Below are 26,581 nucleotides of genomic sequence, written 5' to 3' on the forward strand. Positions count from 1 at the left end.
CGGGATCAGTGGCGACGCTTCAGCCTGATCTCGAACAGGGCCGGCCACAGCTTGCCCGTGACGAAAAGGCGCTTGCCGACCGCGTCCCAGGCGATGCCGTTGAGCACCTCGGGCGCGTCCTCGGCCTGCGGCTTGCGCGGCCCGCTGCGGGTTTGCGGCGGCAGTTGGCTGCGCAGGCTGCGCAGGTCGATCCAGCCGCGCACCTGGCCGCTGGCCGGGTCGATGCGGGCGATGATGTCGGCCTGCCAGATGTTGGCGTAGATCTCCCCGTCCACCCATTCCAGCTCGTTGAGCTGGTCCACCGGCTGGCCCAGGGCGCGCACCGGGATGCGGCGCAGCTCGCGGAAGGTCTTGGGGTCGAGTACGCGCAGCTCGGCGCTGCCGTCGCTGAGGTAGAGGTGCTGCTCGTCGTGGGTCAGGCCCCAGCCTTCGCCGGGCAGCTTGTATTCGCGCTTGGGCTCGAAGCTCTTGAGGTCGAAGACAAAGACCTTGTGCGTCGTCCAAGTCAGCAGGTAGAGCTCGTCCTTCCAGGCTGTCAGGCCTTCGGCGAAATGCTCTTGCGCGATGTCCCGCTTCTGCAGCACCTGGCCATCGTCCAGGCGCACACGGCGGATACTGGAGCGACCGTTCAGCCCCGTGCTCTCAAACAGCTGGCCGTCGCGGAACAGCAGGCCCTGGGTGAAGGCCGTGGGGTCATGCGGGTAACGCTTGACCACCTCGGGCTCGTCCACAGGCAAGGCCACGCGCTGCGCGCGCGCCGCCGGGCTCCAGCTCCCCAGAGCCAGCGCAGCTGCGAGCAAGGCCAGGCTCAGGCCATGGCGAAACCAGATGCGGCGGATGGGCGGCAGTGCAGCAGGGGTCATGAGAACGGTGCGGTGGTTGAGAACGGGGGCCGGCGCGGCGCAGGCCGCAGTGTGCCTCAGCGGGCTCGGGGTCTACGGCAGTGCTGGGTTGCGTGTGACGGGTGCGCCGCCCTGTCCGTCGCTCCGTCCGTCGATCCTTCAGTCGGGCAGCGGGCTCATGCCATCCACACCGCCGCGGCGAGGCAGGCCGTCCTCCGGCAAGGCCACCCAAGGTGCGCCATCGCTGCAAAAGTAGTGCCCGCTGGCGCATGGCCACGCGTCGACGGCCGGGCCGCCAGCTTCGGGCCCGAGCACGGCACCGGCAGGCACGCCGATGATCTCGGGCATGCGCGAGTCCAGGGTGTAGAGATGGCTGCCGCAGTGGCCGCAGAAGAAGCGCCGGCCGTTTGCCGTTGGCGCGAACTCGCGCAAGGCGGCCTGACCCTGGATCTGCACGGCTTCCCCGGGCAGGCTGAGCCAGGAGCTGAAGGCGCCGCCACTGAGCCGCCGGCATTGGCCGCAATGGCAGTGCATGAAACCACGCGGCGCGGCGCGGCAGCTCAAGGAAGCGGCGCCGCAATAGCAGGCGGCGCGCCAGGTGGTGAGTTCCTTCATGGGATTCATGTCGACCGATGGAATGCCAGAACCGGTTCGCGCAGCTGCATCACATTGCCCTCCGGGTCATGCCCGTCGCAGGCGCGAAAGCCGCGCATCGGCCACTCGCGCTCGGGGCCCTGCACATCGCCACCCAGTGCCCGGGCTCGCGCCCGCGCCGCGGCCAGGCTGGGCACGGGGAAGAAGAGCTTGAGGGCGCAGTCTTCGCGGCGCTCGGGCGGGCTGCTGATGCTGAAGCTGTCGGCAATCGCGCGGGGGATGCCATGCACCACCAGCTCCATGCCCGAGTCGGCACGCAGCACGCAGTGATCGTCGGCGCTGTGCATGCGTTGCAGGCCGAGCACGGCTTCGTAGAAGCGGGCCAGTGCGGGCACATCCTTGGCGAACACGACGGCGCCGAAAGCAAGGGCATCAGACGACATGGAGGCACTCCTGGCGGGACGATGAACCGGAGGGATGGCCTCAGACGGGCGCCGAGCGCGGGCCCACGAGGATCGCCATGCCCACCGAGCGCGGTGCGGTCAGCTTGAAACCAAATTGGGCATAGAGCTCATGGGCCTGGCCGTCGGCGATCAGGCTCACGTAGGCCGATTCGGGCAGCTCAGTCTCGATGTGTTTCATGATCTCAGCCATCACCCGCTTGCCCAGGCCGCGGCCTTGGTGGGCGGGCAGGACGGCGATGTCGGTCACCTGGTAGAAGCAGCCGCCGTCACCGATCAGGCGGCCCATGGCCACGGTCTCGCCCTGATGCTGAATCTGGACGGCAAACAAGCTGCCGGCCAGACCGCGGCGGGCGGCCTCCTCGGTCTTGGCGCTCAGGCCGCTGGCGCTGCGCAGATGGCGATAGGTCGCGATGCTGGGGGTGGCCAGCAGCACGGTGTAGGACAGTTCGTTTGCCTTCATGGATTCGCTGGTGCTTGGCTTGCTGGGCTCGACTCGCTGGGGCTCGGGCTTGCATGCATCAACAAGGGCGATTGCGCACGGAGCCGTGCCAGAGCGATGTCACGCTCCAGTTGCGCGCGCTCCGCGGCCAGGGCCTTGCTGCGTCGCCAGGCATGGGCGCGTGCTTCGGCGCTGCCGTCTTCACGGCTGAGCTGTTCGTCCAGACGCTTCTGATCTTGCGCGAGGGCACTCAAGCGCTCATGCAAAGGCTGCAAGCCGGCATCGACCGGCTGAACTGCTTGTGCCGACAGGAACCCGCAAGTGGCCAGTCCACAGACCACGAGCTTCATCATCATCATCTTCTTCTTCATGCGGCATCCTCTCCTCATCAATGAGGCGCTCACTCAGCGCCCCGCCGCCCGCATGCCGGCCAGGGTGCGACCCAGCTCGATCACCGCGAAGGCATAGTAGCTGGACCAGTTGTAGCGGGTCAGCACATAAAAATTCTCGGTGCCGATCCAGTAGCTCGGTGCGGCCTCGCCGTTTTGCAGCTCCACCACGGCGAGCAGCTGCTTGGGCGGGTGCTCCAGCGCGGCTTCGCTGGGCTCCGCGCCGGCAGCGCGCAGTTCTTGCACCGTGAAGCTGGGCTTGATGTCGGGAGCCAGCAGACGCGCGCGGGCGCTGGTGTCCACCGGCATGGCCAGGCTGTAGTGGGTGGGCAGGCCGCGCTGCCAGCCGTGGCGGGCCAGGTAGTGGGCGACGCTGCCGATGGCATCGGCCGGGCTTTGGATCAGGTCGATGTGGCCGTCACCGTCAAAGTCCACGGCATAGCGGTTCCAGCTGCCGGGCATGAACTGCGGCCAGCCCATGGCGCCCGCGTAGGAGCCTTTGACCTCGGCGGGATTGAGGCCCTCGCGGCGGCAGAGCTTGAGGAACTCGGCCAGTTCGCTGCGGAAAAAAGAGCTGCGGTCGCTGCGGCCGCTGGGGAACTCGAAGGCCAGGGTGGCCAGCGCGTCCAGCACCGAAAAGCCGCCGGTGATCTGACCGTAAAAGGTCTCGACGCCGATCAGGCCGGCAATCAGCTCGGCCGGCACGCCGTACTCGTTCTCGGCGCGGGCCAGGCTGGTGGCGTTCTGTTCCCAGAACCGCAGGCCGGCCTGCAGGCGGCGCGGCTCGACAAAACGGGCACGGTAGGCCGCCCAATCCTTGGCCGTGCCGGCCGGCGGCGGCATGATCAGGCGCTGCACCGTGGGGTGGATGTGGGCCTGTGCCAATTGCTGCTGCAGGCGCTGCAGGCTGGCTTCGTCCCAGCCTTGCTCGCTGGCCAGGCCGGCGGCAAAGGCCAGCACATCGGGCCGGGTGCCGAAAGGCTTGAGCGCCACCGGTTTGGCCTTGGCTTTGGCTGGCGGTTTGGCGGCCGGCTTGGCGCTCCGCTTGGCCGTCGTTTTCGCCGAGGCCTTTTTAGGGCTGCTTGTTGGGCTGCCGGCCTCCGTGATGGCAGAGGCCGCGGCGAGGCTGGTGCTGGGTGCACTCAGACCCAGCAGCAGGCCTGCGCACAAGATCAGGCCCGCGCAGCGTCCACGCAGCCGGGGTGACGGTGGCGCTGGCATTTGGAAAGCGGGGGCGTGCGGCCGCACGGGGGAGGGGAAGAGCAAAGAAGGCAGACGCATCGAAAAAGCAAGCAGGCAGGCGGGAAGGCAGACAGAAAGACAAGACATCAAATCGATCAGAAAACGGGGCCCAGCATACCCGGCTTGCTGCCGCCTCCATCGCCGCCCATGGCGCTGAAGCGGGGCGTCAGGGCTTCAGCCGCGGCATTGCTGGCATGCGCTGCGGAAGGCCTGCAGCCAGCGCCGCCGTTCGCGCCACCCTGCTGTCTGGGCTTCGGCGCCCCGGCCGTAGCGTGCGAGCTCCTGTGCCAGCAGCAGGCCTGCGGCCGGCTCGGCCCTGGCACCGAAGCGCGTGCGCAGCATCTGCGCCCAGGTGCCCGGCGCTTGATGTGGGGCAGCTTCCACCAGGCCCAGGGCATGCAGCTCACGCAAGACCTGGCCCCGCTGCCGGCTCCAGGCGTCTTGCGGGCGGTGGCGCTGCCAGAGGCTCCAGGCGGCGCCCAGCAGCCCGAGGGCGGCGATCACGCCGGCGCAGAGCTGGCCCAGAGCGGCCCAGTCCGGCTGGCTGACGCCCAGTTGCTTGAGCAGGTCGAACTGGTTCTGGCGCGAGTAGTTGAGCACCTGCTGCTGCCAGCGGTTGTTGAGCAGCTCCCAGCCCCGGCGCAGATTCAGCCACAGCGTGGGGTTGATCTGACCCAGGGCATTGGCCAGCACGCCTGGCGGCGGGCGCAAGGCCTGACCCTGCAGCACCCGCTCGGGCGCCACGGCCGCCGTGGGGTCGGCGCGCAGCCAGCCGCGGCCGGGAAGCCAGTACTCGGCCCAGGCGTGGGCATTGCTGTTGCGCACGATCCAGTAGCCGTCCTGCGGCTGGGGGTCCATGCCCTGGAAGCCGGTCACCACCCGCGCAGGCACGCCCATGGCGCGCAGTACCACGACAAAGGCCGAGGCAAAGTGCTCGCAAAAGCCCAGGCGCCGGTCCAGCCAGAACTCGTCGATCAGATGTGGCGACTCGGCGCCGTAGCGTCCCGGCGCGAGCGTGTAGATGAAGTCGGCGCTGCGGATGTGGGCCAGCACCTCCTCGACCAGGCGGGGCGTCAGCTGTGCTTCCTCCAGGCCCGCATAGCGCGGCTGGCGGCGCAGATCGGCCGCCCATTGCAGGGTGCGGGGGTTCAGGCCCGGCGGCAGGTCCAGGTAGTTCTGCAGCACCAGCTCGTTCTGCTGCGGGCCATGGCGGTAGTCGCGGTAGGCGCTGGTGCTCAGGCGCAGGCGCTCGGTGATGGGGCGCGGCGCCTGCCACTGCAGCTCCGGCGCGCGGCGCAGGCTCAGTCCGTCCAGCTCCAGGGCCTCGCCGGCCTGGCCGGGGCTCATCTCCAGCAGGGGCAGCACGCTGATGCGCAGCGGCTCCAGGGTCAGCTCGTAGCGCAGGGGTGCGCCGCTCAGGGTCAGCCGGTCGCTGCGGCCGGGCCAGGTCTGCGGGGCGGGCCGCCAGCTGCGGCCGTCAAACTGGGACAGCACCGGGCCGCGGAAGTAGCGCGCCTCGGGTGGTGGCGGCGCTTGATCGCCCTCGAAGCGCAGGCGCATGGCGACCGCCTCGTCGTTGGCGATCTCGGCCATGGCGCCAAAGTCCATGGTGTTGGACAGGCCGGTGCGGCCGACGGCATCCGTCGGCGCGCCCCAGAGCGGCGCGATGCGTGGGAACAGCAGGAAGAGCAGCACCATCACCGGCAGGCCCCAGGCCGTGGTGCGCGCCGCCTGGGCTGCAGCCATGCGCAGGCTGGGCTGGCCCACCGGCATCTGCGCCAGCACCAGGGCGCTGAGCAGGGCCCAGACGCTGGCCAGCATCCAGATCGCAGTCAGCAACGACTGGGAGTAGAAGAAATTGGTCAACACCAGGAAGAAGCCGAGGAAGAACACGACGAAGGCGTCGCGCCGCGCGCGCAGCTCCAGGGTCTTGAGCGCCATCAGCATCACCAGCATGGTGATGCCGGCCTCGCGGCCCAGCAGGGTGCGGTGGGTCAGCCAGGTCAGCGAGGCGGTGAGCAGCAGCACGGCCACCAGGGCCCAGCGCCCAGGCAAGGCCTGACCCCGCCAAGCCAGCCAGCCGCGCCAACCCAGCACCAGGGCCGTGATGCCGCTGGCCCAGGCCGGCAGGTGATCCAGATGGGGCAGCAGCACGGCGGCGATGGTGGCTAGCAGGAAAAGCGTGTCGCGCGCCTCGCGCGGCAGGCTGCCCGAGCGTTGGAACATGGGGATGCCGGCGAGGCTCATGCTGGACCCTCGCTCTCATCCTCGTGCGGAGCGTCCAAGGTCTCGGTCTGACCATGCCGGGCCAGGGCGCGCAGGCAGGCTTGCTGCTGAGCCGGGCCCAGGGCGGGCGGCCATTCCTGGCCGTCCAGGCGCAGGCCGTAGGGCCTCTGCAATGCTTCGGCCGCCAGGAGCCAGGCGCACAGGCGCGACAGGCGCTGTTCTTCATCGGCCAGGCCGGCGGTGTCGCGCCAGTCCAGCCACAGCTCTTGCGAGGCCAGGGCCTGGCTGTCGCGCACCCAGAGCGGCGCGCCGAGCACGCCGCTGTCCAGGCTCAGCGCAGCTTTCTTCCACAGCACCTGGCGCATGGAGTCCCCGCGCTGGTAGCCCCGCACGCCGTCCAGCTCCAGCCCGGCCTGGCGCAGGGCGCGGGTCTGAGCTTGCGCCTGCCCCTCGCCGCCGCCGGCGCTTTCGGGGAAGGGCGGTGGCGAGCGCTCGGGCTGGGGATAGACCCAGAGCCCGGCCGCGGGCCGCCAGACGCTCCAGGCGCGGAACAGGCCGAGCGGAAAGCGGCTCATGATCTGCAAGGCCGGCAGTGGGTGGTGGCCGCGTGCCGGGCTGGCAAAGCGCAGCTGCAGCGGCGCCTGGTCGCGCGCCGGCACATCGGTCCAGGCGAACTCGCTGGCGGTCTTGAAGCTGGACAGGCGTTGCGGCTGCACGGCCAGGCCCACGCCCCAGCGCGGCCGCGCGTCGTCGTTGTGCAGGCGCAGCTCCAGCTGCACATCGTCGCCCGCGAACACGGGCTCGGGCGCTTTGAGCTCCAGCTTCAGCCCTTGCAGATTGCCGTGCGTGCTGTGCATGGAGGCCAGGCCCGCACCGCCGAGCAAGAAGGTCAGCAGATAGCCCAGGCTCAGCTGCTCGTTGATCGAGGCCAGCAGCAGCACCAGCAAGGTGGCGCAGAAGAACAGCCCCGGCCGGCTGGGCAGGATGTAGAGGTTGCGCTGGCTGAGCTGCCACTGGTCGCTGCGCCGGTGGCGCGCCAGCCACCAGGCCTGCACGCGGTGCCGCAGGGGCTGTGCAAGGTTCCAGGCCATCTGGGCGACTCAGGGCAGGGCGATCGCTTCAATCATGGCCCGCACCTGCTCGCGAGGCCCGCGCCCCGCGCCGGCCTTGGGCCGCAGTCGGTGGGCGATGGTCTGGGGCAGGATGGCCTGGACATCGTCGGGCGAGACGAAATCGCGCCCCTCCAGCAAGGCCCGCGCGCGCGCCGCGCGCAGCACGCCCAGACCGGCCCGCGGGCTCAGGCCCTCACGGAACCACTCGCCCGAGCGGGTGGCCTTGATCAGCGCTTGCAGGTAGTCCAACAGGGCCGGCGCGGCATGGATGTTTCGCACCGCGACCTGGGTGGCCAGCAGTTGCGCGGGCGTCATCACCGGGCGCAGGGCGCGCAAGGCCTCGCGGCTGTCCTGGCCAGCCAGCAGCTCGCGCTCGGCGGCTTCGTCCGGGTAACCGAGCGAGATGCACATCAGGAAGCGATCCAGCTGCGATTCGGGCAAGGGGTAGGTGCCGAGCTGCTCGCTGGGGTTTTGCGTGGCGATCACAAAAAAGGGTTGGGGCAGGGCGTGGCTGGCGCCGTCGATGCTGACCTGGTTCTCCTCCATGGCCTCGAGCAGAGCGCTCTGGGTCTTGGGGCCGGCGCGGTTGATCTCGTCGGCCAGCAGCACCTGGGCAAACACGGGGCCCGGGTGGAAGACAAAGCCGGCCTTCTCACGCTCGTAGATGCTGACGCCGAGCAGGTCCGAGGGCATGAGGTCGGCGGTGAACTGCAGGCGCGAGAACTGCAGGCCCAGGCTGATGGCGAGGGCATGGGCCAGGGTGGTCTTGCCGACGCCGGGCAGGTCTTCGATCAGCAGGTGGCCGCCGGCAATCAGGCAGGCCAGTCCGTCGCGGATCTGCGCCGATTTGCCCTTGATGATCGTGCTAACCTGCTGCTGCAAAGCCGTCAGTTGCGCTGCGCTGTCTTGTAGGGTCTGTGTTTCACGCGTCATGCAGGACACCATAGCGGAAAACCGTGCGGCTGGTTCCGTCCCCTCAACTTTGCGCCCCCATGTCGACAGCCTATTTCAGCCACCCCGACTGCCGCCGGCACGACATGGGCCCTGGCCACCCGGAATGCCCGCAGCGCCTGACGGCCATCGACGACTGGCTGCTGGCCACCGGCATCGACCAGGCGCTGGAGCGCCACGAGGCGCCGCTGGTGGATCTGGCCGCCGTGGAGCGCGCGCACAGCCACAGCTATGTGGCCGAGCTGGCCGATCTGCTGCAAGGCCTGGCCGAGCGTGGCGAATCGCATGCGGTGGACCCGGACACCGTGGCCACGCCCCACACCTGGGCCGCCACCTTGCGCGCCGCGGGTGCGGCCGTGCGGGCCACCGATCTGGTGCTCGATGGTGGCGCCGAGAACGCGTTTTGCGCCGTGCGCCCGCCGGGCCACCATGCCACGCGCGACCAGACCATGGGCTTTTGTTTTTTCAACAATGTGGCGGTGGCGGCTCGTCATGCGCTGGACGACCGCGGCCTCAAGCGTGTGGCCATCGTCGACTTCGACGTGCACCACGGCAATGGCACCGAGGACATCATCGCCGGCGATGACCGCGTGCTGATGGTCAGCATCTTTCAGCACCCGCTCTACCCCTACAACGGCGCCGTGCCCAAGGGCGAGAACATGGTCAATGTGCCGGTGCCGGCCTACACCCGGGGCATGGAGGTGCGCTCCATGATCGAGGCCATGTGGCTGCCGGCGCTGGAGCGTTTCAAGCCGCAGATGATCTTCATCTCGGCCGGCTTTGATGCCCACCGCGAGGACGATCTGGGTCAGCTCGGCCTGGTGGAATCCGACTACGAGTGGATCACCCAGCGCATCAAGGATGTGGCCGAGCGCCATGCCCAGGGCCGCATCGTGTCCTGCCTGGAAGGCGGCTACAACCTCGATGCGCTGGCGCGCAGCGTGGGTGTGCATCTGCGCGTGTTGGCCGGCATCTGAGGCCGTGCCGCTGCGGCCATCTTGCTTCCCCTTTTTTGAACCTCTTTCTGGATTCACGCCGGCTTCACAGAGCCGCGTTTCACTGAGCGCATGAGCAGCAACAGCAAACCGATCGATTTCCAAGAACTTCATGCCTTGACCGCGGCCTTGTTCAGCCCGACTGCCTTGGTCGGTCTGGCGGTGCTGGTGGCCTGCCTGGGTCTGTCCTGGCTGGTGGTCAGCGTGCTGAACCGGCGCGTGGCCCACCGGCCGGCGTCCGTGCTGTTTGGCCGTCATGTGGTGGACGGCGCGCTGTTCCCCGTGCTGGCCCTGCTGCTGGCCTTGCTGGCCAAGCAGGTGCTGCCGCACTTCGGCCTGTCGCCGGCGGTGTTCAAGCTGGCGGTGCCGGTGCTGGTGTCCCTGCTCGCGATTCGCATGACGGTGCGCGTGCTCAGCGCGGCCATGCCCACCTCGGGCCTGGTCAAGGTGATCGAGCGCACGGTCTCCTGGATGGCCTGGGGCGGCTCCATCCTCTGGGTGACGGGCGTGTTGCCCTGGTTCCTGGAAGAACTCGACGCGATCGACTTCAAGGTCGGGGTGACCAAGATCTCGCTGCGCAATCTGATCGAAGGCTCTTTCACCGCGGTGGTGGTGCTGGTGCTGGCCTTGTGGGTGTCGTCCGTGATCGAGGCGCGCTTGCTGCGCGGCGGCGGCATGGACCTGTCCCTGCGCAAGATCGCCGCCAACATCACCCGTGCCTTGCTTTTGCTGGTGGGCCTCTTGTTTGCCTTGTCGGCGGCCGGCATCGACCTGACGGCGCTGGGCGTGCTGGGTGGTGCGCTGGGCGTGGGTATCGGTCTGGGCCTGCAGCGCCTGGCGGCCAATTACGTCTCGGGCTTTGTCATCCTGGCCGAGCGCTCGCTGCGCATCGGCGACATGGTCCGGGTCGACAATTTCGAGGGTCGCATCAGCGACATCAAGACCCGCTACACCGTGATCCGCGCGCTCAATGGCCGCGAGGCCGTGGTGCCCAACGAGATGATGATCACTCAGCGGGTGGAGAACTCCTCGTTGGCCGATCCCAAGGTGCTGCTCAGCACCGTGGTACAGGTGGCGTACGGGACCGATGTCGAGGATCTGATCCCCAAGCTGGTGGCGCGGGTGGGCGAGGTGCCTCGCGTGCTCGGCGAGCCCGGTCCTTCGGTGCAGCTGAGCAGCTTTGCCGCCGACGGCCTGGAGCTGACCGTGTTCTTCTGGATCGCCGATCCCGAGAACGGTCAGGGCGGCGTGCGTTCCGATGTCAATCTGGCCATCCTGCGCCTGCTCAATGGCCTGAACATCGAGATCCCCTTCCCGCAGCGGGTGGTGCGGCAGGCCTAGCGTTGTCTGGTCGCGGCACAGAGCAGCCGCTGGTTTTTCTCGTGAGGCCCTGCCGCCCGTGCCGCCACTGGGCTCATGGTTCCGGGGTCGGCCCTGACGGGCCGACTTCCCTGCGCTGCTCGCGCCTCGGGGCTGGCGCATAACTCACTTCGCTCCCTGCGTTCGCTTCGTTCAGACAGAAGCGCCAAGTCAGTACTTGAAGCGCACGAGTACGTGCGCGCCCCGAGTCGCTGTGCTGCTCGGCCCGGCACAAATCGCCCGGCAGCGGCACGGGCTGCAGGGCGCTTGCATCGCGGGCGATGTGCCCCTTCCACGGTGGAACACGCCACTTCCGGAGGTGGCTCGGCCCGCCGACGGGCGATTTGTGCGCGGCCGAGGGCGCAGCGGAGCGGCTCAGGCGCGTGTACCCACGCGCTTCAAGCGCTGACTCGGCGCCACTGTTTGACCACAGTGAGCGCAGCGAACGGAGGGAGTTTGGCGCCGCTGAGCCGCGGAGTGAGCAGCGAGGGGAGTCGGCTCGCAGAGCCGACCCGCGAACCATGAGCCCGGCGGCGGGCCGAGACACCGCAGCGAGAGTGACGAGCACAACGATGGTCCGCGATGTGCCGAGAACGAGAACGAAAAAAGCCGGCATCGCTGCCGGCTCTTCTGATGGGCTGGTGGGCGCTGCGATCAGCCCGCGTTCACCGGAATGCTCACCGTCTTGCCGCTGGCGATGCGTTCCTTCCAGTCGGCCGGGCCGGTGATGTGGGCGCTGGTGCCGCCGGCGTCCACCGCCACGGTCACCGGCATGTCGACCACGTCGAACTCGTAGATCGCTTCCATGCCCAGGTCGGCGAAGCCGACCACCGGCGCGGCCTTGATGGCCTTGCTGACCAGGTAGGCGGCGCCGCCCACAGCCATCAGGTAGGCGCTCTGGTTGTCCTTGATGGCTTCAATCGCAACCGGGCCGCGCTCGGCCTTGCCGACCATGGCGATCAGGCCGGTCTTCTCCAGCATCATGCGGGTGAAGCCGTCCATGCGGGTGGCAGTGGTCGGGCCGGCGGGGCCCACCACTTCTTCGCGCACCGGATCGACCGGGCCGACGTAGTAAATGACGCGGTTGGTGAAGTCCACCGGCAGTTTTTCGCCCTTGGACAGCATGTCGGCGATGCGCTTGTGCGCGGCGTCGCGGCCGGTCAGCATCTTGCCGTTCAAGAGCAAGGTATCGCCCGGCTTCCAGCTGGCCACTTCTTCCTTGGTCAGGGTATTCAGGTCGACGCGCTTGCTCTTGTTGTAGTCCGGCGCCCACTTCACATCGGGCCAGAGGTCCAGGCTGGGCGGCTCGATGAAGGCCGGGCCCGAGCCGTCGAGCACGAAGTGGCCGTGGCGGGTGGCGGCGCAGTTGGGGATCATGGCCACGGGCTTGCTGGCCGCGTGGGTGGGGTAGGTCTTGATCTTGATGTCCAGCACCGTGGTCAGGCCGCCCAGGCCTTGGGCGCCGATGCCCAGGGCATTGACCTTCTCGTAGAGCTCGATGCGCAGCTCTTCGAGCTTGTTCTGCGGGCCGCGGGCCAGCAGCTCGTACATATCGATGTCATCCATCAAGGACTCTTTGGCCATCAGCATGGCCTTCTCGGCCGTGCCGCCGACGCCGATGCCCAGCATGCCCGGTGGGCACCAGCCCGCACCCATCAGGGGTACGGTCTTGAGCACCCAGTCGACCAGGTTGTCGCTGGGATTCATCATCACGAACTTGCTCTTGTTCTCGGAGCCGCCGCCCTTGGCGGCCACCATGACATCGACCGTGTCACCGGGCACCAGAGTCATGTTGATGACGGCGGGCGTGTTGTCCTTGGTGTTCTTGCGCTCGAAGATCGGGTCGTTCAGCACCGAGGCGCGCAGCTTGTTGTCCGGGTGGTTGTAGGCCTGGCGCACGCCCTCGTTGATCGCATCCTCGATCGAGCCGGGGAAGTCCACGAAGCGCACATTCATGCCGATCTTCAGGAAGACGTTGACGATGCCGGTGTCCTGGCAGATCGGGCGGCGGCCCTCGGCGCACATCTTCGAGTTGGTCAGGATCTGCGCGATCGCGTCCTTGGCGGCCGGGCTTTGCTCGCGCTCGTAGGCGCGGGCCAGGTGGGTGATGTAGTCAGCGGGGTGGTAGTAGCTGATGTATTGCAGGGCGCCGGCGACGCTGTCAACCAGATCTTGGTAGCGAATCTGTGTGCTCATGGTGTGAGTCCGTACAGGGGAGGGGAGAAGTGGGAGGAACTGAGAAATTCTTGCGGCATCATGCCGGGCTGAGCTTGCGGGGCGCTGAATGGGCCGGGACATCCAGGACGGAATGGCCGGCCAGGCGCGCCAAGTCAAGCATGCCCACCAGTGTAATGTCGAGGAGGATTCCGTCGTGACCCCAGCCCTGCGTCGTTTCTTTGCCAGCGAGTCCGCCAGCGGCATCATCCTCGCCTGCGCCGCCGTGCTGGCCTTGATCATCAGCAACTCGCCCTGGGGCGAGGCCTACCAGGCCTTCACCCGCATCCCGGGCGAGGTGCGCATCGGCGATGGCGCTGGCGGTACCGCCCTGCTGCTGGCCAAGCCCCTGCTGGTGTGGGTCAACGACCTCTGGATGGCGGTGTTCTTTTTCCTCGTCGGCCTGGAGATCAAGCGCGAGTTTGTGGCGGGCGAGCTGGCTTCGCGCCGCCAGGCGGTGCTGCCGGCGGTGGCCGCCCTGGGCGGCATGGTGGTGCCGGCCCTGATCTACAGCGCCATCAACTGGGGCGATGCCCAGGCCCTGCGCGGCTGGGCGATTCCGGCGGCGACCGACATTGCCTTTGCCATCGGCATCGTCATGCTGCTGGGCTCGCGCGTGCCGGCCTCGCTCAAGGTCTTCCTGACGGCCGTGGCCATCATCGATGACCTGGGCGCCATCGTCGTGATCGCCTTGTTTTACACGCAGCAGCTGTCCCTGCTGATGCTGGGCCTGGCGGCCTTGTGCCTGCTCGGCCTGGCCTTGCTGAACCGCGCCGGTGTGATGCGCAGCGATGTCTACATCGTGCTGGGCCTGCTGCTGTGGCTGTGCGTGCTCAAGTCGGGCGTGCATGCCACTCTGGCCGGCGTGGCCACGGCCCTCTTCATCCCCATGCACGACCCCAAAGGCGGTCACTCGCCGCTGGAGACCCTGGAGCATGGCCTCCATCCCTGGGTGTCGTTCCTGATCCTGCCCATGTTTGCCTTTGCCAATGCCGGGGTCTCGCTGGCGGGCCTGAGCCCCGCGGCCCTGCTGGAGCCGCTGCCTCTGGGTATCGCCGCCGGCCTGGTGCTGGGCAAGGCCCTGGGGGTGTTCGGCAGCGCCTGGCTGTTGATCAAAACCGGCGCGGCCAGCCGGCCGCAGGGCGCCAGCTGGACTCAGTTCTTCGGCGTCTGCGTGCTCTGCGGCATTGGTTTCACCATGAGCCTCTTCATCGGTGGCCTGGCCTTTGCCGGCCTGGACCCGAGCTTTGAGACGCGGGTCAAGCTGGGCGTGCTGAGCGGCTCACTCCTGGCCGGAGTCTTGGGCGCCTTGATCCTGAGCAAGGCGGCGCCGGCGGCGAGCAGGTAAAAATTCCCCAAGCGCTGGGCTGCTGCGGGGCAGCCCAGGAAAAACGCTCAAGCTCGACGGCATCGGGTCGAAGAAGCAGACTGGCGCGGGATGGCGTTCGGCCGGTGCTGACGCGTCATTTGCGTGCCAGATTTGTCAGTTTGGGGCTGCGTCGCTTCGCAAGTCGGATCTTTGTCATGAGACCGAGCTTCAATGGCTTCGCAGCGACTTCTTCGTCGTCATTCATCCGCTCGCTCTCAGAAAAGGAACCCGCTATGAAATCCTTGCCTGTCCACGCTGCCCCGTGCTCCTTCGCGGTCTCTGCCGCACCGGCTCTCTTGATGAGCTTGGTCGCGCCGGCCTTGCTGGCGTTCTCCGCGCTTTTGCCGCGTCCGGCCCTGGCGGCCGACGGCGGCGCCACGCCTGAACAGGCGGTGGCCATGGTCAAGAAGGGCGTGGCCTTCATCAAGAAGGAAGGCAAGGAAAAGGGCTACGCCGAGATCTCGGTCAAGGGTGGTCAGTTCAGCTTTGAGGATCTCTATTTGGTGGTCTATGGACTGGACGGCGTCGTCCATGCACATGGGGCCAACATCAAGATGGTGGGCAAGAACCTGATCGATCTGAAGGACGTGGACGGCAAGGCCTTCGTCAAGGAGCGCGTGGAGATGGGCAAGGCCAAGCCCAGCTTCTGGCAGGACTACAAGTTCACCAATCCCGAGACCAAGAAGATCGAGCCCAAGAGCATGTACTGCGAGCGGCTCGAAGACACGGTGGTCTGCGGCGGCATCTACAAGTAAAACAAAACGCCCGCCTGCACCATGTGCACCATCCCCAGGGAGTCCTATGAAACTCGCAAGCAAATTGCTCGCCGCCCCGCTGTTGACCGCGGTCCTCGTGTTCGGCGCCGGGCAGATCAATGCCATTTTTCTGAGTCGAGCGGCGAGCGAAAACCGCGCCAGCTTTGAGGCGCAAAAAGATGTCTTTCGCACTCTGACCAGCTCGCGCGAGCAATTGGCCTTGGTTCATGCCAGCGTCTACCGCACGCTGACCATCATTGCGTCGCTGGACGAAGCCAAGGTCAAGAGCGTGCGTGATGACTTGGCATTGCAGCTGGCGGGCGTCAAACGGGTCACCCTGGCTCTGGGGGATTCACCGGCGGCCGATGAAGATGTCAAGTCCGCCGCCGAGAAACTCGGTGTGCTGATCGACAAGTACCTGAAGCAGGCCGATTCCGCCCTGGACCTGGCCACCATGGACCCCAATATCGGCGTGGCGTCCATGCAGGAGGCGGACGCTACCTTCAAGGCCCTGGCCGCGCAGATGAATGCGGTGGTCGAGCATGCGGACGAGTTTGCTACTGCGAGCATGGATGCATCGGACCGGACCTCCAAGCACCTGGCCTGGGGCTTGGGAGCCTTGGGTCTGCTGTGCGGTGTGCTGGCCGTGACCGCGTCCTGGCTGATGCAGCGGGCCCTGACCGCCGAGCTGCGCCGTGCGGCCGATCTGGCCAACGAGGTGGCGGCCGGCAACCTGACCATCGATGCCAGCAGTCAGCGCCAGGACGAGGTCGGTGATCTGATGCGGGCCCTGGCGGCCATGGCCGCACAGCTGGGGCGTTCGTTGCGCACGGTGATGGCCTCGTCGGAATCCATCCGCACCGCCAGTGCCGAGATCGCCCATGGCAATCAGGACCTGAGCACCCGCACCGAGCAGACGGCCTCCAATCTGCAGCAGGCAGCCTCGTCCATGGATCACCTGACCGGCACGGTCAAGCACTCCGCCAGTTCTGCCGGCGAGGCCAACCGCCTGGCCGCCACGGCGGCCGAGGTGGCAGCGCGCGGCGGCGAGGTGGTGGCCCAGGTGGTCAGCACCATGGAGGACATCAACAGCAGCTCGCGCAAGATCGGCGACATCATCGGCGTGATCGACAGCATTGCCTTTCAGACCAATATCCTTGCTTTGAATGCCGCGGTGGAAGCGGCCCGGGCGGGCGATCAAGGCCGGGGTTTTGCGGTGGTGGCCAGCGAGGTGCGCTCCCTGGCCCAGCGCAGCGCCCAGGCGGCGCGTGAGATCAAGACCTTGATCGGCGCCTCGGTGGACAAGGTCGAGGGCGGCACCCGCCTGGTGGCCGATGCCGGCCGCACCATGGATGAGATCGTGGCCAGTGTGCAGAAGGTATCCGACATCATTGGCGACATCTCCTCGGCCGCCGCCGCGCAGTCCAGCGGCATCGGTGAGGTGAATTCATCGGTATTGCAGCTGGATCAGATGACGCAGCAGAACGCGGCCTTGGTCGAGCAATCGGCGGCAGCGGCCGAGAGTCTCAAGGAGCAGGCGGTGCGGCTGGCCGAGGTGGTTCACACCTTTCGCCTGGGTGACGAGCAGCCGGGTTGAGCCGCAGAAGCCCCCCCGCAGGCATGGAGTCCAGCGGGTCTCCATGGGGCCTGCAAAAGCGAAGCGGCCGCCCTTGGGCGGCCGTTGTTCTTGGCCAGGCCCCAGCGTGGGGCGGCGTGCTTCAGTGAGCTGACTCTTTGCCGTGGCTGCTGTTGAGCAGCTTGTCGGTGTAGGCAATGGCGATGGCCGAGAACAGGAAGGCGATGTGGATCAAGGTCTGCCACATCAGCGTTTTCTCGCTGTAGTTGTCGGCGTTGATGAAGGTCTTGAGCAGGTGGATGGACGAGATGCCGATGATGGCGGTGGCCAGCTTGACCTTGAGCACCGAGGCGTTCACATGGCTCAGCCATTCGGGCTGGTCGGGGTGGCCGTCCAGGCCCATGCGCGACACAAAGGTCTCGTAGCCGCCCACGATCACCATGATCAGCAGGTTGGAGATCATCACCACATCGATCAGGCCCAGCACCACCAGCATCAGGATGGTCTCGTTGAGCTTGGCAATCGGCTCGTAGCCAATCACAAGTCCGGAGGCGTCCTTGATGGCGGTGGCCTTGTAGCCGATGCTCTTGACCAGCATGCCCAGGGCCTCCTGGTTGCCAAAGGCAGCTTCAATCAGATGGACCAACTCGGTCCAGAACTGGAACACATAGACCGCCTGCGCCAGGATCAGGCCCAGGTACAGGGGCAGCTGCAGCCAGCGGCTGGAGAAGATCACGTTAGGTAAGGGGCGCAAGGGGCGCGACGGTGTGCTCATAGGGTTTTCACTCGGTGGTCGATTTGAACTGGCGCGATTCTAGGGGCCGCGCTTTGCATGCCCATGAAGGCAGGCCCCCGAACTTGTTGATTCCCCAGGAGAAAACAGCAGGCCGAGGCAGGGCAGCCCAGGGTGTGCGAACAGAGGAAGGCGTGGCTGGCACGCGCTTCGGTACGCTGAGTTACCGCGCTAGAGTAAGCGCTTCGTCAGAGACAAGACGCACAGTTGCAAACATTCGCACAGTTTGCAATCAAGCCCTGCCCGAGGAGACACCTTCATGAGCGAGACACAAGCGTACCTGCCCAGCGCCGCCTGGCAAGAACAGGCCCACGTCAAGGGCATGGCCGCCTATCAGGCCCTGGTGGCCGAGAGCGAAGCCGATTACCAGGGCTATTGGGCCCGTCTGGCCCGCGAGTTCGTCACCTGGCAGACACCCTTCACCCAGGTGCTCAACGAGAGCAACGCCCCGTTTTTCAAGTGGTTCGAAGACGGCCGCCTGAACGTCTCCTACAACTGCCTGGACCGCAATGTCGAGCGCGGCCTGGGCGACAAGGTCGCCATCATTTTTGAAGCCGACGATGGCGCGGTCACCAAGGTCACTTACAGCGAGCTGCTGGCCAAGACGGCCCAGCTGGCCAATGTGCTGAAGTCGCGCGGCGTGAAGAAGGGCGACCGCGTCGTCATCTACATGTCCATGTCGGTCGAGGGTGTCGCGGCCATGCAGGCCTGCGCCCGCATCGGCGCCACCCACTCGGTGGTGTTCGGCGGCTTCTCGGCGCAGAGCCTGCGCGACCGGGTGCAGGATGCCGGCGCGGTCATGGTCATCACGGCCGATGAGCAGCTGCGAGGCGGCAAGGCCTTGCCGCTCAAATCCATCGTCGATGAAGCCCTGGCCGATGGCAGCTGCCCCACGCTCAAGGACGTGATCGTCTACCAGCGCACCGGCGGCAAGATCGGCTGGGTCGAGGGCCGCGACCATTGGCTGCACGAGTTGCTGGCCGGTCAGTCCACGGTCTGCGAGCCCGAGTGGGTCGAGGCCGAGCACCCGCTGTTCCTGCTCTACACCTCCGGTTCCACCGGCAAGCCCAAGGGCGTGCAGCATTCCAGCGGCGGCTATCTGCTGCATGCCGCGCTGACCACCAAGTGGACCTTCGACCTCAAGGACAACGATGTGTTCTGGTGCACGGCCGATATCGGCTGGGTCACCGGCCACAGCTACATCGCCTACGGCCCCTTGGCTTTGGGCGGCACCGAGATCGTGTTCGAGGGCGTGCCCACCTACCCGGATGCCGGCCGCTTCTGGAAGATGATCGAGAAGCACAAGGTCAGCATCTTCTACACCGCGCCCACGGCCATCCGTTCGCTGATCAAGGCGGCCGAGACCAGCGAGGCCGTGCATCCGGCTCGTTATGACCTGAGCAGCCTGCGCCTGTTGGGTTCGGTTGGTGAGCCCATCAACCCCGCCGCTTGGGAGTGGTACCACAAGCATGTCGGTGGCGGCCGCTGCCCCATCGTCGACACCTTCTGGCAGACCGAAACCGGCGGCCACATGATCACGCCGCTGCCGGGTGCCACGCCCCTGATTCCGGGCTCCTGCACCTTGCCCTTCCCGGGCATCACCACTGCCATCGTCGATGAGACCGGCAACGATGTGCCCAACGGTCAAGGTGGCATCCTGGTCGTCAAGAAGCCCTGGCCTTCGATGATCCGCACCATCTGGAACGATCCTGATCGTTTCAAGAAGAGCTACTACCCGAGCGAGCTCAAGGGCTACTACCTGGCAGGCGACGGAGCGATCCGTGACGCCGACACCGGCTACTTCACCATCACTGGCCGCATCGACGATGTGCTGAACGTGTCCGGCCACCGCATGGGCACGATGGAGATTGAGTCGGCCCTGGTCAGTTGCACCGAGTTGGTGGCCGAAGCCGCCGTGGTCGGTCGCCCGGACGACACCACGGGCGAGGCCATCTGTGCCTTCGTGGTGCTCAAGCGTCCTCGCCCCACCGGCGACGAAGCCAAGGTCATCGCCAAGCAGCTGCGCGACCATGTGGCCAAGGAAATCGGCCCGATTGCCAAGCCCAAGGACATCCGCTTCGGCGACAACCTGCCCAAGACCCGTTCCGGCAAGATCATGCGCCGCCTGCTGCGCTCGGTCGCCAAGGGCGAAGCCGTCACCCAGGACACCAGCACCCTGGAGAACCCGGCCATCCTCGAGCAACTGGGTCAGGCTTACTGACCCTGGTGCTTGAGTCGCGCTTGAGCGCGAGGGCAGCGCAGCTGCTGGCGAGGTTTCGGGGATCACTCATATCGCGCAGCGATGTGGGGGATCACCAGAACCCGGCCATCCTCGAGCAACTGGGTCAGGCTTATTGACTACACATCGGCCCCAGAAAAACAAACAGGCCCCGCGGGGCCTGTTTTTACGTGCTGGGCTGAAAGAGCTGTTGGCCCTTCAGCGGGGTGGCTTCACTTGGCGCTCAGCACCCAGGTGGCCAGTTGCTTGGCTTCAGCCGCGCTCACCTGCGTGTTGGCCGGCATGGGCACGGGGCCCCAGACGCCGGCGCCACCCTTGATGATCTTGTCGGCCAGCTTGGTGGCGGCGTCCTTGTCCTTGGCGTACTTGGCGGCGACATCCTTGTAGGCCGGGCCGACCAGTTTCTTGTCGACGGCGTGGCAGGCCATGCAGTTTTTCTTTTGTGCCAGTTCAGCGTTGGCGAAAGCGGCCGGTGCAGCGGCGGCGGTGGCCAGAGCGGCCAGAATGAATGCGAACTTCATGACTTCCTTTCGGGGGCAGACCAAGGGGCAATTCCGCAGATGCCGGTCGGCTTTGTGCTCTACAGTTCAGGCCAACCAGCGCTGGGAGAATTGTAGTGTTCAGCAATGGGCTTGAACTGCTTGCGCAAGGGGTTTCTCTCTATGTTGTTTTTGGCCATAGGTGTCTTGGCGGTGTTGCTGAAATGGCTGGGCGTCGAGCCTGTGGCCAGCAGCAGTTGGTTCCTGGTGTTGCTGCCCTTTGGTCTGGCCGTGGCCTGGTGGGCCTGGGCCGATGGCACCGGCTACACCCAGCGCAAGGCCATGCAGCGCATGGACGAGAAGAAGGCCGCGCGGCGCGAGAAGGCCATGGAAGCGCTGGGTCAACTTGACCCGAACAAGAAAAAAGGCAAGCGCTGAGCCCTGATGGCCTGAAGCACAGGCTTTTCTTGCCCTTCTGCGGGCGTCGGTCAGGCCCTTGAGCCGGCCGCGTCAATGGCGCCGCACTCCGTGATGCGAGCCGCGAGCTGTGCCCCTCTCGCGACGGTTTCGAGCCCGCATCCGCCTCAGCACAAGCGACTTGCGCCGCTCCAATCCACCTGTCTTGTTCAGCACTTGCACCGCAGCGACCATGCCGCCAGTTCCAGATTTCTCGCCAGCCAAAGCACGGGCTTCGTTTCGCGGTCTGTGGCTGATGATCGCCGGCGTGGCCGCGCTGATCATCGTCGTGCTGGCTCTGCTCAAGCTGCAGCGTGAGCGTCCCGTCGCGCCCGTTGAGGCGCCGTCGGCGCCGGCTGCTGCTGTGGAGCTCGCAGCCCCGCCAGCCCCGGCCCTGCCTCCGCCCAGCGAGTTTGCCGCGGCCACTCGCCTGGATCTACTGGCCGGCGATGGCCATGCCGGCTTGCGCGATGGCCCGCGCGCACAGGCGCGGTTTGCCGATCCTTACGGCATCGCCGTCGATGCGGCCGGCGTGATCTATATCAGCGATGGCGGCGACAGCAACCGCATCCGGCGCTTGCGTCCCGACGGGCAGGTGGACAGCCTCAGCGGCGGCGTCGAGGGCTTTCGTGACGGCCCCTTGGCCGAGGCTGCGTTCCACACCCCTTCGGGCCTGGCGGTCGATGCGCAGGGCAATCTCTTTGTCGCCGACACCGGCAACCATGCCATCCGCAAGATCAGCCCCCAGGGTCAGGTCAGCACCGTGGCCGGCAATGGCCAGCCGGGCTTTCGCGATGGCCCGGCCGAGCAGGCCCGCTTCAACGGCCCACTGGGCGTGGCGGTCGGGCGCGATGGCTCGGTCTATGTGGCGGACAGCTACAACGACCGCATTCGTGTCATCAGCCCTGCAGGGCAGGTGCGCACCTTGGCCGGCAGCGCCTGGCCGGGCGATCAGGATGGACCGGGCGCCAAGGCGCGCTTTGACACGCCGACTGCCCTGGTCGTGGACGAACAGGATCGCGTCTGGGTGCTGGACAGCCGCAATGACGCAGTGCGCCTGGTGCAGCCGGACGGCACGGTCAGCACCTTTGTACGCGGCGATGACGAGGACGAAGACGAGCTGCTGCGTCGTCCCTTGAGTCTGACGCGCAGCCACGACGGCTACCTTTACGTTGGTGTGCTGCGCCGGGGTGCCTTGCTGCAGATCGCGCCGGATGGCCGCGTGCACCGCCTCAGCGGCGGCCCGCAGGCTCATCTGTCTCGACCGGCTGCCCTGGCGCTGACGCCTCGCGGTGAGCTCTTGGTCACCGATGCGGCCTCGTTTCGCATCCATCGCTTGAGCTGGGGGCAGGGCGAGCCGGAAGACGCCAGCACCGCGCCGCGCGCCGATGTCGGACCTGCGCCCGATCTGGCCTTGCCGCGCACCGAAGGGCGTTGGCCCTTGTTGCCGCAGCACAGCTGGCACGAGGTGGTGGGCACACCTGGCGAGGTCCGAGGGCGCCGTGGCGGTGATGCGCGTGACCATCTGCATGAGGGTTTGGATGTGAAGGGCGATGTCGGCGAGCTGGTGGTGGCCATGGCCGATGCCAAGGTCAGCAGCCCGCTGGCCAACTGGGCCTACGGCAGCAATGCCGAGGGCCTGTCTCTGGATCGTCTGGCCTACATCCACATCCGGGTGGGGCGTGACAAGCGGGGACAGCTGCTCAACGGCCGTCAGTTCCAACTGGTGCTCGATGCGGCGGGCCGGCCCGAGCGCATCCGGGTTCGTCGCGGCACGCGCTTCGCCGCGGGCGATGCGCTGGGCTCGATCAATCCCATGGCCCATGTGCACATCAATTTGGGCACGGGCGGCTACCACCGCAACCCCTTGCAACTGGGCTTTGCCGGTTTCAGCGACCAGCAGCCGCCCTTGATCGAGGGCATCGAGGTCTTTGATGCTGCGGGGCGGCGCTTGCGGCAGCTGGAGCAGGGGCGTCTGCGTCTGCCTGCCGATTGGCGTGAGCTGCAGTTTGTGGTCGATGCCTGGGACCAGGTCGATGGCAATGAGGAGCGCCGCCGCCTGGGCCTGCACAGCCTGGGCTACCAGCTGCTGCACGAGGATGGCCGACCGGTCGCTGGTTTCGAGCAGCCGCGCATGACGCTGGATTTCAGCCGCCTGCCGGTGGACGACAGGGCGGTCAAGCAGGCCTATGCCGCGCGCAGCGGAGTGACCGTGCATGGCAGCGCCTTCACGCGCTTTCGCTACCAGCTGGGGGCGCAGGTGCGCGATGGGCTCAGTTCGCCCTCAGCGCTGCTGGATGCGCCCTTGCCGCCGGGGGATTACCTGCTTCGTGTGATCGCGCGCGACCAGCAGGGCAATGAGGCGTTGCTGCGTCGCGATCTGGCCTTGAGGGGCCGTTGACTGAGTGCAGTCAGGATTTCAGACCAGGCCCTGCTTGCTCGCCAGCACAGCGGCTTCGGCGCGGCTGGACACATTGAGCTTCTTGTAGATGCTCTTGATGTGGTCGTTGACCGTGAACCACTTGATGCCCATCAGGTTGGCGATTTCCTTGATGGTGAAGCCTTTGCTGAGGTAGGTGAGGACTTCGCTTTCGCGCGGAGTCAGCCGTTCCCATTCGGGCGGTGGGTCGAGCACCACGCCGCGCCCGTTGCCGAAGGTGCTGTGCACCCCGGAGGACGACAAGGTGCCGAAGCCCGAATTCAGGGCCATGGGGCCGCTGTCGCCGCTGGAGTTGGGGCGGAAGTGTGAGAGCAGGCGGCGCGCAATCGCCGGTGACAGCGGCGGCTGGCCCTTGACGATGCGTTGCAGCTCTTCGACCAGCACCTCGAAGCGGTCTTCCTTCAGCAAATAGCCGTCGGCACCGCATTGCAGGGCGGGGAAGAGATGGTCATCGTCCGAGTAGAGGGTGGTGACGATCTTCAGCGCCGGCGATCCGGCCATCTCGGCCAGCAGCTCCATGCCGTTGCCATCGGGTAACTCCAGATCCACCAGCACCAGGCGGAAACTAGCCTCCGGGTCGCTCTGGTTCAGCTGGCTGATATGGCGGCGCGCGCCTTCCAGGTCGCCGGCTTCGGAGATGTCCATGGGATCGCTGAAGCTCTCGCGCACCACGCGGCAGAGAAAGCTCCGGGCAACCGGGTTGTCTTCAATGATCAGTACTTTGACGGCCATAGTGAGAAGGTCAGCACAAATTCCATCCTAGCGCACAACCGCCACCCGAAGCCGTCGCGGAGACAGCTGTTTACACATCCCGGCTCGGCTGTTGTCCGAGCGCTGCGTCACAAGCTAGGGAATCCACGGAGGGCGGAGACACGGCGCCCGCTGGCCTGCGCGTCGGGATGCTGCCGTGGCCTCCGACTGGGACATGGTGTGCCACTGGGGCAGGGTTGCGGAAGGGGTGGGCGAGTCTCTGCTTGCCTACAATGCCGCCCATGCGCATATTGATCGCCAATGATGATGGTTACCTGGCGCCGGGGCTGCATGCGCTGGTCAAGGCTTGTGATGGTCTGGGGCAGATCGAAGTCATCGCCCCCGAGCAGAACGCCAGCGGCACCTCGAACTCGCTGACTCTGGGTCGCCCGCTGTCCGTCTACACCGCCAGCAACGGTTTTCGCTATGTCAACGGCACGCCCTCGGACTGCGTCCACGTGGCCCTGACCGGCTTGCTGGACTACAAGCCCGATCTGGTGCTTTCGGGCATCAATAATGGCGCCAATATGGGCGACGACACCCTGTATTCCGGCACCGTGGCCGCCGCCACCGAGGGCTTCCTGTTCGGCATCCCCTCGATCGCCTTTTCCCAGGTCGACAAAGGTTGGGGCCATCTCGATGCTGCGGCAGCGCTGGCGCGCCAGGTGGTCGAGCAGGTGCTGGCCGGCGGCCTGGGCTCGGCCTTCTTGCTCAATGTGAACATTCCGAACCGGGCGGATGCCTGCGATCTGCCGCGGCGTGTCACCCGCCTGGGCCGGCGTCATGCCAGCGAGCCAGTGATCAAGCAGATGAGCCCGCGTGGCGAGCCGATCTACTGGATCGGCCCTGCTGGCGATGCGCGTGAAGCGGGCGAGGGCACCGATTTCCACGCCACCGCGAACGGCATGGTCTCCCTGACACCGCTGCAGGTGGATTTGACCCACCATGCGGCCTTGGGTGCATGGGCGCAGCGCATGGACCGGCCGGCATGAGCAACAGCGGCAGCGACGGTAAACCCGTGGTTCGTGCGTCACGATTCCCTCTGCCCTTGGGTAAGGTGGGCGGGGCCAATGCCAGCGTGGGCGGCGGTGTGGCGCGTGAAGTGCTGATGCCGCAGCGCCATTTGCGCGAAGCGGCGCTGGATGCGGCGCGCCAGCTGGCGCCCAGCGGGCTCGGCCTGGATTCGGCCAAGGTGCGCCAGCGCATGGTGCTGCGTTTGCGCCGCGACGGCTTGCACGATGAGCGCGTGCTGGAAGCCCTGTCGCGCGTGCCGCGCCATGAGTTCGTGGACAGCGCCCTGGCCATCCAGGCCTACGAAGACACCAGCCTGCCCATCGGTCACGAGCAAACCATTTCCAAGCCCTCGGTCGTGGGTCGCATGATCGCCATGCTCTTCGGCGGTCAGTCGGCCAGCCAGCGCGGCCATCTCGGCCGCACGCTGGAGATTGGCACGGGCTGTGGCTACCAGGCGGCGGTGCTGGCCTTGCTCTCGCAAAGCCTGGTGTCGATCGAGCGTCTCAAGCCCTTGCACGACAAGGCGCGCAGCAATCTGGCACCGCTGCATCTGCCCCAGGTGCGCCTGATTTACGGCGACGGCCGGCTCGGTGCGCCGGGCGCGGCGCCCTTCGACAGCATCGTCGCCGCGGCTGGTGGTGATGACATCCCGGGCGCCTGGCTGGAGCAATTGGCGCCGGGTGGCCGCCTGATCGCGCCCATGGCCGCGCCGGGGGGGCGGGGTCAGGTCTTGGTGAGAGTGGATCATCTGCTGGAAAACGGCCGCAGTCGCTTTGTGCGCACAGAGCACGAGGCAGTGCTCTTCGTGCCTCTAAAATCCGGCGTCATGTGAGGCGGCCTTCGGTCGGCCTCGCCCCTTTTGGACTCCGGCTTTGAATGAATGTGTGAATGAAGGCCGGAGCCTTCCAACGCACCAGCCCCGACAGCGACGCATGCAACCGACATTTCATCCTTCCATCAAGCTCTTGCTGGCCTGCGGCCTGCTTTCCTTGACGGCTTGCGGCACCAGCCTGAATCGTGCGCCGGTGGAAGAGCGACCGGTGGGCGGCAGCGTCAAGCCGGCGCCCACTGCGCCCGTGGCCCCGACGCCGAGCAGCGCTCCGACGGCCGAAGCCAAGCCCCTGCCCGGCGCCGAGAACGCCGGCAAGCCCGGCTACTACACCGTCAAACCCGGTGACACCCTGATCCGCATCGCCCTCGATAACGGCCAGAACTGGCGGGACCTGAGCAAGTGGAACAACCTCGACAAGCCCAATCTGATCGAGGTGGGTCAGGTCTTGCGCGTGCTGCCGCCTGGCGTCGATGCCGGCAGCGTGGCGGCCCGCCCCGTGAGCACGGCCAAGGTGGAAACCCGCCCGCTGGACAGCAAGCCCAATGCCGGTGCGGCCTCGGCTCCCACGGCGGCGGATAAGTCCGCCTCGGCTGCTTCCAGCTCGGCTTCGGCTGCGTCCGCAGCTGCGTCGGGTACCGTGGCCAGCCGAGACAACGACGAGGATCCTGCTTGGGCTTGGCCGACCAGCACGGCTGTGGGGGCGGGCTTTGACGAGCAGCGCAACAAGGGTCTGGCCTTCTTCGGCAAGCCGGGGGATGCGGTGCTGGCGGCTGCCGATGGCCGCGTGGTCTACGCAGGCTCGGGCTTGCGCGGCTACGGCAATCTGGTCATCATCAAGCACAACGCGACCTACCTGACGGCCTACGCACACAACCAAACCCTGCTGGTCAAAGAAGACCAGGCCGTGCGCAAGGGACAGAAGATCGCGGAAATGGGGTCCAGCGACGCCGAGCAGGTGAAACTGCATTTCGAGGTGCGCAAGCTGGGCAAGCCGATCGACCCTGCCAAGGTCCTGCCCGCTCGCTAGCCTGATCTCGGGCTGGCGCGTTCG

24 protein-coding genes are annotated in these 26,581 nt (G+C 66.8%); 11 read left to right on the plus strand and 13 right to left on the minus strand.

Annotated elements, in window-relative coordinates:
* Nucleotides 1–5 precede the first annotated feature (5 nt).
* The 9 genes from C1O66_RS21715 to C1O66_RS21755 all read right to left on the minus strand — a co-directional run bounded on the left by C1O66_RS21715 (nucleotide 6) and on the right by C1O66_RS21755 (nucleotide 8,241).
* On the minus strand, nucleotides 6–863 hold the full coding sequence (locus C1O66_RS21715; RefSeq protein WP_102770098.1) for a glutaminyl-peptide cyclotransferase: 858 nt from the start codon (nucleotides 861–863) through the stop codon (nucleotides 6–8).
* A 138-nt stretch (nucleotides 864–1,001) separates the two neighbouring features.
* Nucleotides 1,002–1,457 carry a GFA family protein gene (locus C1O66_RS21720; protein WP_165794733.1) on the minus strand — a complete coding sequence of 152 codons (456 nt, stop codon included), beginning with the start codon at nucleotides 1,455–1,457 and terminating at the stop codon, nucleotides 1,002–1,004.
* Nucleotides 1,458–1,462: 5 nt separating this feature from the next.
* Nucleotides 1,463–1,879: a VOC family protein gene (locus C1O66_RS24010; protein ID WP_165794734.1), complete on the minus strand. Its 417-nt coding sequence runs from the start codon at nucleotides 1,877–1,879 to the stop codon at nucleotides 1,463–1,465.
* Between the two features lie 40 nt (nucleotides 1,880–1,919).
* The gene (locus C1O66_RS21730; RefSeq protein ID WP_102770101.1) at nucleotides 1,920–2,360 is read right to left on the minus strand and encodes a GNAT family N-acetyltransferase; all 441 of its coding nucleotides are present in this window, start codon (nucleotides 2,358–2,360) and stop codon (nucleotides 1,920–1,922) included.
* Nucleotides 2,357–2,710 (minus strand): hypothetical protein, encoded by a 354-nt coding sequence (locus C1O66_RS21735; RefSeq protein ID WP_102770102.1) that lies wholly within the window; start codon nucleotides 2,708–2,710, stop codon nucleotides 2,357–2,359. The genes C1O66_RS21730 and C1O66_RS21735 overlap by 4 nt, the downstream gene beginning before the upstream one ends.
* 33 nt (nucleotides 2,711–2,743) lie before the next feature.
* Nucleotides 2,744–3,898, minus strand: coding sequence for a lytic murein transglycosylase B (gene mltB, locus C1O66_RS21740; protein WP_243392918.1), 1,155 nt, complete (start codon nucleotides 3,896–3,898; stop codon nucleotides 2,744–2,746).
* Nucleotides 3,899–4,144: 246 nt separating this feature from the next.
* On the minus strand, nucleotides 4,145–6,217 hold the full coding sequence (locus C1O66_RS21745) for a transglutaminase family protein (RefSeq protein WP_243392919.1): 2,073 nt from the start codon (nucleotides 6,215–6,217) through the stop codon (nucleotides 4,145–4,147).
* Nucleotides 6,214–7,287 (minus strand): DUF58 domain-containing protein, encoded by a 1,074-nt coding sequence (locus tag C1O66_RS21750; protein ID WP_102770104.1) that lies wholly within the window; start codon nucleotides 7,285–7,287, stop codon nucleotides 6,214–6,216. The genes C1O66_RS21745 and C1O66_RS21750 overlap by 4 nt, the downstream gene beginning before the upstream one ends.
* A gap of 9 nt (nucleotides 7,288–7,296) precedes the next feature.
* Nucleotides 7,297–8,241, minus strand: a complete 945-nt coding sequence (locus C1O66_RS21755) for an AAA family ATPase (RefSeq protein WP_102770427.1) — start codon at nucleotides 8,239–8,241, stop codon at nucleotides 7,297–7,299.
* 59 nt (nucleotides 8,242–8,300) lie between these two features.
* Here C1O66_RS21755 and C1O66_RS21760 point away from each other — a divergent pair, with 59 nt between their 5' ends.
* Together C1O66_RS21760 and C1O66_RS21765 are read left to right on the plus strand one after the other, a co-directional pair.
* Nucleotides 8,301–9,236: a histone deacetylase family protein gene (locus C1O66_RS21760; protein ID WP_102770105.1), complete on the plus strand. Its 936-nt coding sequence runs from the start codon at nucleotides 8,301–8,303 to the stop codon at nucleotides 9,234–9,236.
* A 90-nt stretch (nucleotides 9,237–9,326) separates the two neighbouring features.
* Nucleotides 9,327–10,595, plus strand: coding sequence for a mechanosensitive ion channel family protein (locus C1O66_RS21765; RefSeq protein ID WP_102770106.1), 1,269 nt, complete (start codon nucleotides 9,327–9,329; stop codon nucleotides 10,593–10,595).
* 672 nt (nucleotides 10,596–11,267) lie between these two features.
* On the opposite strand, the gene C1O66_RS21770 is transcribed toward C1O66_RS21765, so the two are convergent.
* Nucleotides 11,268–12,809: a fumarate hydratase gene (locus tag C1O66_RS21770; protein ID WP_102770107.1), complete on the minus strand. Its 1,542-nt coding sequence runs from the start codon at nucleotides 12,807–12,809 to the stop codon at nucleotides 11,268–11,270.
* Nucleotides 12,810–12,984: 175 nt separating this feature from the next.
* On the opposite strand from C1O66_RS21770, the gene nhaA reads away from it, so the two are divergent.
* The 3 genes from nhaA (at nucleotide 12,985) to C1O66_RS21785 (ending at nucleotide 16,548) form a co-directional block, all read left to right on the plus strand.
* Nucleotides 12,985–14,175: a Na+/H+ antiporter NhaA gene (nhaA, locus tag C1O66_RS21775; RefSeq protein WP_243392920.1), complete on the plus strand. Its 1,191-nt coding sequence runs from the start codon at nucleotides 12,985–12,987 to the stop codon at nucleotides 14,173–14,175.
* Between the two features lie 254 nt (nucleotides 14,176–14,429).
* Complete coding sequence (locus C1O66_RS21780; protein ID WP_102770109.1) at nucleotides 14,430–14,951, plus strand: cache domain-containing protein; 522 nt, start codon at nucleotides 14,430–14,432, stop codon at nucleotides 14,949–14,951.
* Between the two features lie 46 nt (nucleotides 14,952–14,997).
* On the plus strand, nucleotides 14,998–16,548 hold the full coding sequence (locus C1O66_RS21785; protein ID WP_102770110.1) for a methyl-accepting chemotaxis protein: 1,551 nt from the start codon (nucleotides 14,998–15,000) through the stop codon (nucleotides 16,546–16,548).
* A 121-nt stretch (nucleotides 16,549–16,669) separates the two neighbouring features.
* On the opposite strand, the gene C1O66_RS21790 is transcribed toward C1O66_RS21785, so the two are convergent.
* Nucleotides 16,670–17,302: a TIGR00645 family protein gene (locus C1O66_RS21790; RefSeq protein WP_102770111.1), complete on the minus strand. Its 633-nt coding sequence runs from the start codon at nucleotides 17,300–17,302 to the stop codon at nucleotides 16,670–16,672.
* A gap of 277 nt (nucleotides 17,303–17,579) precedes the next feature.
* Between C1O66_RS21790 and acs the strand changes: the two genes are divergently transcribed.
* Nucleotides 17,580–19,541 (plus strand): acetate--CoA ligase, encoded by a 1,962-nt coding sequence (gene acs / locus C1O66_RS21795; RefSeq protein ID WP_102770112.1) that lies wholly within the window; start codon nucleotides 17,580–17,582, stop codon nucleotides 19,539–19,541.
* 230 nt (nucleotides 19,542–19,771) lie between these two features.
* On the opposite strand, the gene C1O66_RS21800 is transcribed toward acs, so the two are convergent.
* Nucleotides 19,772–20,080: a c-type cytochrome gene (locus C1O66_RS21800; RefSeq protein WP_102770113.1), complete on the minus strand. Its 309-nt coding sequence runs from the start codon at nucleotides 20,078–20,080 to the stop codon at nucleotides 19,772–19,774.
* Nucleotides 20,081–20,221: 141 nt separating this feature from the next.
* On the opposite strand from C1O66_RS21800, the gene C1O66_RS21805 reads away from it, so the two are divergent.
* Together C1O66_RS21805 and C1O66_RS21810 are read left to right on the plus strand one after the other, a co-directional pair.
* Complete coding sequence (locus C1O66_RS21805; protein WP_102770114.1) at nucleotides 20,222–20,476, plus strand: TIGR04438 family Trp-rich protein; 255 nt, start codon at nucleotides 20,222–20,224, stop codon at nucleotides 20,474–20,476.
* A 211-nt stretch (nucleotides 20,477–20,687) separates the two neighbouring features.
* Complete coding sequence (locus C1O66_RS21810; protein WP_243392921.1) at nucleotides 20,688–22,895, plus strand: NHL repeat-containing protein; 2,208 nt, start codon at nucleotides 20,688–20,690, stop codon at nucleotides 22,893–22,895.
* Nucleotides 22,896–22,913: 18 nt separating this feature from the next.
* Here the strand turns inward: C1O66_RS21810 and C1O66_RS21815 are convergent, their stop codons facing one another.
* Nucleotides 22,914–23,666: a LuxR C-terminal-related transcriptional regulator gene (locus C1O66_RS21815; protein ID WP_102770115.1), complete on the minus strand. Its 753-nt coding sequence runs from the start codon at nucleotides 23,664–23,666 to the stop codon at nucleotides 22,914–22,916.
* A gap of 260 nt (nucleotides 23,667–23,926) precedes the next feature.
* Here C1O66_RS21815 and surE point away from each other — a divergent pair, with 260 nt between their 5' ends.
* The 3 genes from surE to C1O66_RS21830 all read left to right on the plus strand — a co-directional run bounded on the left by surE (nucleotide 23,927) and on the right by C1O66_RS21830 (nucleotide 26,557).
* Complete coding sequence (gene surE, locus C1O66_RS21820) at nucleotides 23,927–24,676, plus strand: 5'/3'-nucleotidase SurE (RefSeq protein ID WP_102770116.1); 750 nt, start codon at nucleotides 23,927–23,929, stop codon at nucleotides 24,674–24,676.
* A complete protein-coding gene (locus tag C1O66_RS21825; protein WP_102770429.1) occupies nucleotides 24,673–25,530 on the plus strand; it encodes a protein-L-isoaspartate(D-aspartate) O-methyltransferase in 858 nt (285 codons plus the stop codon). The genes surE and C1O66_RS21825 overlap by 4 nt, the downstream gene beginning before the upstream one ends.
* Nucleotides 25,531–25,630: 100 nt before the next feature.
* Nucleotides 25,631–26,557, plus strand: coding sequence for a peptidoglycan DD-metalloendopeptidase family protein (locus C1O66_RS21830; protein ID WP_102770117.1), 927 nt, complete (start codon nucleotides 25,631–25,633; stop codon nucleotides 26,555–26,557).
* The last annotated feature ends 24 nt before the right edge of the window (nucleotides 26,558–26,581 follow it).

Origin of the sequence: Paucibacter aquatile, assembly GCF_002885975.1 — a bacterium.
Taxonomy (GTDB): domain Bacteria; phylum Pseudomonadota; class Gammaproteobacteria; order Burkholderiales; family Burkholderiaceae_C; genus Paucibacter_A; species Paucibacter_A aquatilis.

Coding starts and splice junctions, on each gene's coding strand:
- C1O66_RS21780 (WP_102770109.1), top strand. CDS start 14,430: ATGAAATCCTTGCCTGTCCACGCTGCCCCGTGCTCCTTCGCGGTCTCT.
- C1O66_RS21750 (WP_102770104.1), bottom strand. CDS start 7,287: ATGGCCTGGAACCTTGCACAGCCCCTGCGGCACCGCGTGCAGGCCTGG.
- C1O66_RS21825 (WP_102770429.1), top strand. CDS start 24,673: ATGAGCAACAGCGGCAGCGACGGTAAACCCGTGGTTCGTGCGTCACGA.
- C1O66_RS21745 (WP_243392919.1), bottom strand. CDS start 6,217: ATGAGCCTCGCCGGCATCCCCATGTTCCAACGCTCGGGCAGCCTGCCG.
- C1O66_RS21785 (WP_102770110.1), top strand. CDS start 14,998: ATGAAACTCGCAAGCAAATTGCTCGCCGCCCCGCTGTTGACCGCGGTC.
- C1O66_RS21800 (WP_102770113.1), bottom strand. CDS start 20,080: ATGAAGTTCGCATTCATTCTGGCCGCTCTGGCCACCGCCGCCGCTGCA.
- C1O66_RS21720 (WP_165794733.1), bottom strand. CDS start 1,457: ATGAAGGAACTCACCACCTGGCGCGCCGCCTGCTATTGCGGCGCCGCT.
- C1O66_RS21815 (WP_102770115.1), bottom strand. CDS start 23,666: ATGGCCGTCAAAGTACTGATCATTGAAGACAACCCGGTTGCCCGGAGC.
- C1O66_RS21770 (WP_102770107.1), bottom strand. CDS start 12,809: ATGAGCACACAGATTCGCTACCAAGATCTGGTTGACAGCGTCGCCGGC.
- C1O66_RS21755 (WP_102770427.1), bottom strand. CDS start 8,241: ATGACGCGTGAAACACAGACCCTACAAGACAGCGCAGCGCAACTGACG.
- C1O66_RS21790 (WP_102770111.1), bottom strand. CDS start 17,302: ATGAGCACACCGTCGCGCCCCTTGCGCCCCTTACCTAACGTGATCTTC.
- C1O66_RS21810 (WP_243392921.1), top strand. CDS start 20,688: ATGCCGCCAGTTCCAGATTTCTCGCCAGCCAAAGCACGGGCTTCGTTT.
- C1O66_RS21715 (WP_102770098.1), bottom strand. CDS start 863: ATGACCCCTGCTGCACTGCCGCCCATCCGCCGCATCTGGTTTCGCCAT.
- surE (WP_102770116.1), top strand. CDS start 23,927: ATGCGCATATTGATCGCCAATGATGATGGTTACCTGGCGCCGGGGCTG.
- C1O66_RS21765 (WP_102770106.1), top strand. CDS start 9,327: ATGAGCAGCAACAGCAAACCGATCGATTTCCAAGAACTTCATGCCTTG.
- C1O66_RS21760 (WP_102770105.1), top strand. CDS start 8,301: ATGTCGACAGCCTATTTCAGCCACCCCGACTGCCGCCGGCACGACATG.
- C1O66_RS21830 (WP_102770117.1), top strand. CDS start 25,631: ATGCAACCGACATTTCATCCTTCCATCAAGCTCTTGCTGGCCTGCGGC.
- acs (WP_102770112.1), top strand. CDS start 17,580: ATGAGCGAGACACAAGCGTACCTGCCCAGCGCCGCCTGGCAAGAACAG.
- C1O66_RS21805 (WP_102770114.1), top strand. CDS start 20,222: ATGTTGTTTTTGGCCATAGGTGTCTTGGCGGTGTTGCTGAAATGGCTG.
- C1O66_RS21730 (WP_102770101.1), bottom strand. CDS start 2,360: ATGAAGGCAAACGAACTGTCCTACACCGTGCTGCTGGCCACCCCCAGC.
- C1O66_RS24010 (WP_165794734.1), bottom strand. CDS start 1,879: ATGTCGTCTGATGCCCTTGCTTTCGGCGCCGTCGTGTTCGCCAAGGAT.
- C1O66_RS21735 (WP_102770102.1), bottom strand. CDS start 2,710: ATGAAGAAGAAGATGATGATGATGAAGCTCGTGGTCTGTGGACTGGCC.